Raw genomic sequence first — 5,428 nt, 5'->3', positions numbered from 1 at the left:
CGCGTAATGTAACGACCAGCCCCCCGCCAACATTCCACCGACCCAACTCGATCATGACCGGGATTCGGACACCCGGGACGAGCGGATACAGGCTTCGCCGCCGGCGACGTGTTCCAAGCCGCCAGGCGCCGGTTCGAGCGACACGGCGATCAACGTCCGGTCAGTTACGGACACGATGGTCGTTAGCACCGCAGAGTGGAGGCGGTACCGTCACTTCCGTGGACGACGCCGAGGAGGGTACGCGGATCGGCGCCGCGCTGGACGGCTGGTTGGACCGACTGACCTTCACCGACCAGACGGCCGACGAGGTCACCGCACTGTTGATCGACTCGGTGGCGGCCTGGGCGATGGCTCAGGGTTGGCGGGTGTATCGCCGAGCCGCCAGCGTGATGCCGCTCCCGCCGCCCTACACCCACAAACACTCCATAGTGGATATCGGGTGCGCCCGGACGGCCGGCGCGCCCGTCGTGATCGAGGTCGACCACTCCGACCGGCAACGCTCCATCGACAAGCTCCTGCTGGAGGCGGCGGCCGGTCGGATCCCCCTCTGGCTCCGCTGGGGCGACCGACGGTTCGAACCGCCGCCGGCACCGGTCACCATGGTGACCTTCAGGGTCATCTCCCGGGCCGCTCCGGACGGCGCTGGACGGCGGTATTCGAAGCTACCTGCCACCGATCGACCGGCACCGTCACACACCATTCGTCAGACCGCCGAGCCGGGTGAACAGGTGGACCTGTTCACCACCCCGGCTCCGCCCGGCCAGCCCGAGCAGGGTGCCGGGCCCTGACCCGCCGTCCGTCCGTCGCGGGACAGGTGACCAGACCGATCAGGAATCGAGAAGCCCGGACCCCCGGGCCGCAGCTAGCGTGAGCGCCACGGACATCACCAACCATACGAGCTTGCTCCCGCACGCCGGCCCGGAAGGAGGTCCCGTTGAACTGGAACAAATGGGTTCGGCAGATCCACCGCTGGCTCTCCATCGCCTTTACGGTGGCCGTCGTCATCGTCAGTATCGTCGCCCTGGGACAGGAGGAGCCGGCCGTCTGGGTGTTCCTGCTGCCGCTGTTCCCGTTCCCCCTACTCCTGCTCAGTGGTCTGTACCTGTTCGTGCTGCCGTATGCCACCAGGTGGCGCGGCGGGCGCCGTACCGCTCGCGAGAGTTGACCCCGGTGTGCTCGTCAAGGACGAGTCCGCTCGGCTGTTGACGGGCCACCCGGCCACACCGCTGTTGACGGACCACGCCGCCGCCATCGACCGGGACACCGGTCTAGCCGCGCTTCATCAGCCGTCCGACGGCGGCCATCATCTCGGAGGCCATCTCGTCTGCCCGGCCCTCGGCAGCGCCCTCGTGCATGCAGTGCCGGGCGTGCCCGTCGAGCAGCCCGAGTGCGACCTTGTCCAGCGCCGCCTGGATCGCGGAGATCTGCGTCAGCACGTCGATGCAGTAGCGGTCGTCCTCGACCATCCGCTCGATTCCCCGGACCTGCCCCTCGACGCGTCGTAGCCGCGCGAGCAACTGATCCTTGCTGGCGGTGTAGCCGCGCGTCGGTGTCGGAGTGTCCGCAGGGGTTGTCATGACCCAAGCATAGCTAACCCCCCAGGGGTATGCTACGGTCCTCGGCAGGAATACCCCCACCGGGTATCCGTATACGACCGCCGTGCCGGCAGTCGGCGCACACCCCCCTCGGCGTGCGCTGTAATCCGGCACACTCACGCCCGGCAGATACCCCCCTAGGGTATATGGTGGGTCGTGGTGGAAGGGAGAGATCAGATGATCACGGAGAAGTACGAGGTCAAGGGCATGACCTGCAGCCACTGCGTCAACGCCGTCAGCACGGAGGTCAGCGCCATCCCCGGCGTCACCGAGGTGGCCGTCGACCTGGCCTCCGGTCAGATCACCGTCAACAGCACCGGGCCGCTGGACGTACAGGCGCTCCGCAATGCCGTGGACGAGGCCGGCTACGAGCTCGTCACCCCCTGACCACGCTCGATTACCCAGAAATCAGGTACCACGATGAACACCGCGACGAAGTTGAGCGTCTTCGCGCTCGCCCTCGCGACAGTGTTCGGTGCGGCGTACGGGACCGGCCAGTTGACCGGTCCCGTACGCACCGCAGCCGATTCCGACTCTCCCCACTCGGCCGGCCATGACGAACCTTCCGACCCGGCCGGCCAGCCCCGGATACCGGGCGGACTGCTCGTCTCCGACCGGGGCTACACCCTCACGCTCGTACCGACCGATGCCGCGGAGTTCGCGTTCCGGGTGATCGGGCCCGACAAGCGCCCGGTGACCGGGTACGACGTGGAGCACGACAAGCGGATGCATCTGATCGTCGCCCGGCGGGACCTGTCGGGCTTCCGGCACGTCCACCCCGAGATGGATCCCGACGGCACCTGGCGGGTCGCCGCCCCACTGACCGAGCCCGGCAGTTGGCGCGCGTTCGCGGACTTCAAGCCCACCGGCGCGGATGCACTGACGCTCGGGATCGACGTCTCCGTTCCCGGGGTCTACCAGCCCCGCCCGCTACCCGCACCGACGGCGGCCACGAACGTCGACGGGTACGTCGTCCGCCTCGACGGCGTCCTTCGACCCGGGCAGAGCAACCGCTTGACCCTGACGGTGAGCCGCGACGGCGCACCCGTCACCGATCTTCAGCCCTACCTCGGGGCGTACGGGCACCTCGTCGCGCTCCGCGACGGCGACCTGGCGTACCTGCACGTGCACCCCGAGGGTGCACCCGGCGACGGAAAGACGCCGGCCGGTCCGGGGATAACCTTCTTCGCCGAGGTGCCATCGGCCGGCGCCTACCGGCTGTATCTCGACTTCCGGCACGCCGGCACAGTCCGCACCGCCGAGTTCACCCTGACTGCCGCCGACGAATCCGCCGCCCCGCCGACCGCCACCTCCGGCGTGCCCACCGGTACCTCCAACCCGCCGAGCGATGCGCCCGAGCGGCCGAGCGGCGGGCCCGACCAGCCCCATCCGACGGGCGGTGGCGACGCGGATGAGCCCGACCACGGACACAACTGAGCAGGAGGCAGTGATGGCACCGGTCGCCAAGCGACTACCCAGGGCGCCGAATCAGATCGAGCTGGCGATCGGAGGAATGACCTGCGCCTCCTGCGCCTCCCGGATCGAGAAGAAACTCAACCGCCTCGACGGGGTGACCGCCACGGTCAACTACGCCACCGAGAAAGCCACCGTCACCTTCGACGACACCCGTACCCCGGACGAACTCATCGCGACGGTGGAGAAGACCGGCTACACCGCGAAGCTGCCACCGCCACCCCGGTCGGCCGACGATGCCGGGCAGGGTCCGGGCACTCCCGTCGACGAGCTGCGCGGCCTGCATACCCGGGTATGGGTGTCGTTGGTGCTGACCGTGCCGGTCATCGCCCTGGCGATGGTGCCGGCGTGGCAGTTCAGCAACTGGCAGTGGCTCTCCCTCACCCTCGCCGCCCCGGTCGTCGTCTACGGCGGTCTGCCCTTCCACCGGGCGGCCTGGGTCAACCTGCGGCACGGTGCGGCGACCATGGACACCCTGGTCTCGCTCGGCACGATCGCGGCGTTCGGCTGGTCGCTGTGGGCGTTGTTCTTCGGTACCGCCGGCACCCCCGGCATGACCCATCCGTTCAGCTTCGACATCGGGCCCAGTGACGGCGCCGGCAACATCTATCTCGAAGCCGCCTCCGGGGTGACCCTGTTCATCCTCGCCGGCCGGTACTTCGAGGCGCGGGCCAAGCGCCGGGCCGGCGCCGCGCTGCGGGCACTGCTGGAACTCGGTGCCAAGGAGGTGACCGTCCTCCGCGACGGCGTCGAGGGGCGGATTCCCGTCGACCAGCTCGCCGTCGGCGACCGGTTCGTCGTACGACCGGGCGAGAAGATCGCCACCGACGGAGTGGTCGAGGACGGTTCGTCCGCCGTCGACGCCAGCATGCTCACCGGGGAATCAGTGCCGGTGGAGGTCGGCCCCGGCGACGAGGTGGTGGGCGCGACCGTCAACGCCGGTGGCCGTCTCGTCGTACGGGCAACCCGGGTCGGCGCAGAGACCCAACTGGCCCAGATGGCAACGCTGGTCGAGCAGGCGCAGACCGGTAAGGCACAGGTCCAGCGCCTGGCGGACCGGATCTCCGGAGTGTTCGTACCGATCGTGATCGCCCTGGCCGTCGCCACTCTGGGGTTCTGGCTCGGTACCGGAAACGGGGTTACCGGGGCGTTCACCGCCGCCGTGGCGGTCCTCATCATCGCCTGCCCGTGTGCGCTCGGGCTCGCGACGCCCACGGCTCTGCTGGTGGGCACCGGCCGAGGCGCCCAGCTCGGCATCCTGATCAAGGGCCCTGAGGTGCTGGAGTCGACCCGGCGGGTGGACACGGTGGTGCTGGACAAGACCGGCACGGTCACCACCGGCCGGATGTCTGTCACCGACGTCGTGCCGGCGGAGGGTGCGGACGCCGACGAACTGCTGCGGCTGGCCGGCGCGCTGGAGAACGCCTCGGAGCATCCGATCGGCCGAGCCATCGCGGTCGCCGCGCTGGAGCGGACCGGAGCGCATCCCGAGGTCAGCGAATTCGCCAACATCGAGGGGCTCGGGGTGGCCGGCAGGGTCGACGGCCGTACGGTCACTGTCGGGCGGGCCCGGCTGCTCGCCGAGCGCGGTCTCGACCTACCCGCCGAACTGGACCGCGCCGCCGCGACCGCCGAGGCGGCAGGTCGTACGGTCGTGCTGGCCGGCTGGGACGGTCAGGTCCGGGGGGCACTGGTGGTGGCCGACGCGATCAAGCCCACCAGTCGCGACGCCATCACCGGGCTGCGTCGCCTCGGTCTCACCCCGATCCTGCTCACCGGCGACAACGGCACCGTCGCCCGATCCGTCGCCGCCGAGGTCGGCATCGACGAAGTGGTCGCCGAGGTGCTGCCGGCGGACAAGGTCGCCGTCGTCAAGCGGCTGCAGGCCGAGGGCAAGGTCGTGGCGATGGTCGGCGACGGGGTCAACGACGCCGCCGCGCTCGCCCAGGCCGACCTCGGACTGGCGATGGGGACCGGCACGGACGTGGCGATCGAAGCCTCGGACCTGACCCTGGTACGCGGCGACCTGACCGTCGCCGTCGACGCGATCCGGCTGTCCCGGGCCACGCTCCGCGTGATCAAGGGCAACCTGTTCTGGGCCTTCGCCTACAACATCGCCGCGCTGCCGCTGGCCGCCACCGGAATGCTCAACCCGATGATCGCCGGCGCCGCGATGGCGTTCTCGTCGGTGTTCGTCGTCGGCAACTCGCTGCGGTTGCGCGGGTTCACGCCGCAGACGGTCGGGCGGGAACCCCGCGCGGAACCGTAGAACCCGGCGCGCGAGACGCCGCTGGCCGGGTCCCCGTCAGGGAACCCGGCCAGCGGACGTACGTGCGTGTTCGTGTTCGGTCAGCTGTTGT

General features: G+C 69.9%; 6 protein-coding genes. 5 read left to right on the top strand and 1 reads right to left on the bottom strand.

The features are described 5' to 3' along the window. The first annotated feature begins 218 nt into the window (after positions 1-218). Both ACFP2T_RS47885 and ACFP2T_RS47880 read left to right on the top strand, forming a co-directional pair. Positions 219-788, top strand: coding sequence for a hypothetical protein (locus ACFP2T_RS47885; RefSeq protein WP_377434770.1), 570 nt, complete (start codon positions 219-221; stop codon positions 786-788). 146 nt (positions 789-934) lie between these two features. Next, a complete protein-coding gene (locus ACFP2T_RS47880; protein WP_377434767.1) occupies positions 935-1,165 on the top strand; it encodes a hypothetical protein in 231 nt (76 codons plus the stop codon). Between the two features lie 103 nt (positions 1,166-1,268). On the opposite strand, the gene ACFP2T_RS47875 is transcribed toward ACFP2T_RS47880, so the two are convergent. Continuing rightward, complete coding sequence (locus tag ACFP2T_RS47875) at positions 1,269-1,577, bottom strand: metal-sensitive transcriptional regulator (RefSeq protein ID WP_192769843.1); 309 nt, start codon at positions 1,575-1,577, stop codon at positions 1,269-1,271. A 195-nt stretch (positions 1,578-1,772) separates the two neighbouring features. Here ACFP2T_RS47875 and ACFP2T_RS47870 point away from each other — a divergent pair, with 195 nt between their 5' ends. Genes ACFP2T_RS47870 through ACFP2T_RS47860 form a run of 3 tightly spaced genes read left to right on the top strand, consistent with a single transcriptional unit; the run spans position 1,773 to position 5,337 of the window. After that, complete coding sequence (locus ACFP2T_RS47870) at positions 1,773-1,982, top strand: heavy-metal-associated domain-containing protein (protein ID WP_377434764.1); 210 nt, start codon at positions 1,773-1,775, stop codon at positions 1,980-1,982. A gap of 33 nt (positions 1,983-2,015) precedes the next feature. After that, positions 2,016-3,032 (top strand): hypothetical protein, encoded by a 1,017-nt coding sequence (locus ACFP2T_RS47865; RefSeq protein ID WP_377434761.1) that lies wholly within the window; start codon positions 2,016-2,018, stop codon positions 3,030-3,032. Between the two features lie 13 nt (positions 3,033-3,045). Beyond that, a complete protein-coding gene (locus ACFP2T_RS47860) occupies positions 3,046-5,337 on the top strand; it encodes a heavy metal translocating P-type ATPase (protein WP_377434758.1) in 2,292 nt (763 codons plus the stop codon). Positions 5,338-5,428: the final 91 nt, after the last annotated feature.

Origin of the sequence: Plantactinospora solaniradicis (assembly GCF_042658085.1) — a bacterium.
Taxonomy (GTDB): domain Bacteria; phylum Actinomycetota; class Actinomycetes; order Mycobacteriales; family Micromonosporaceae; genus Plantactinospora; species Plantactinospora solaniradicis.
This window is presented reverse-complemented; position numbering and strand designations above follow the sequence as displayed.

Excerpts from the sequence above, each read along its gene's own strand:
- ACFP2T_RS47875 (WP_192769843.1), bottom strand. The coding sequence starts at position 1,577 with ATGACAACCCCTGCGGACACTCCGACACCGACGCGCGGCTACACCGCC.
- ACFP2T_RS47870 (WP_377434764.1), top strand. The coding sequence starts at position 1,773 with ATGATCACGGAGAAGTACGAGGTCAAGGGCATGACCTGCAGCCACTGC.
- ACFP2T_RS47865 (WP_377434761.1), top strand. The coding sequence starts at position 2,016 with ATGAACACCGCGACGAAGTTGAGCGTCTTCGCGCTCGCCCTCGCGACA.
- ACFP2T_RS47860 (WP_377434758.1), top strand. The coding sequence starts at position 3,046 with ATGGCACCGGTCGCCAAGCGACTACCCAGGGCGCCGAATCAGATCGAG.